Origin of the sequence: Campylobacter novaezeelandiae (assembly GCF_004323845.1) — a bacterium.
GTDB classification, from domain to species: Bacteria; Campylobacterota; Campylobacteria; order Campylobacterales; family Campylobacteraceae; genus Campylobacter_D; species Campylobacter_D novaezeelandiae.
Genome location: NZ_QPGR01000046.1, coordinates 1 through 436 on the forward strand (window position 1 = coordinate 1; position 436 = coordinate 436).

Annotated in this window: 1 pseudogene; it reads right to left on the minus strand. The window is 20.9% G+C overall.

What is annotated here, in order from left to right:
• Positions 1-436, minus strand: a pseudogene (locus DU473_RS08295) (motility associated factor glycosyltransferase family protein); the annotation flags it as partial.

Consider the following 436-nt stretch of genomic DNA (forward strand, 5'->3'; position numbering starts at 1 on the left):
TGCATATATCATTTTAAGCCATTCTAAATGTTCTTTGATCCAAATTAATGATTTATTAAAAGAATCTTCTTTTGTTTTTGCTTTTAAGACATAAATTCTAGCTAAATTTAATTCAAATTGGATTAAAGTAGCTTGTAATATGTCATAGAAGAAATTTAAATTTTTTAAATTTTCTATTTTTGTTTTTATTTTATCAATTCTTTGTATAAGAACATTTAGCATTTGATTGATTTCTTCTTCGTTTATATCGTTTAAATTAGAATTTGAATTTAGACTTTGATTATTTTTTTTACTTGAGATTAAATTAGCTAAACTTAAATAAAGCTCATTAAGCTCTTCGTATTCTTTTAAACAATCATTTTTAAAAGTATTAGAGTGTTTTATGGCTTTTATAATTTTTGCATAGGCTTTAAGTAATAATTCATCTTGTTTGTTT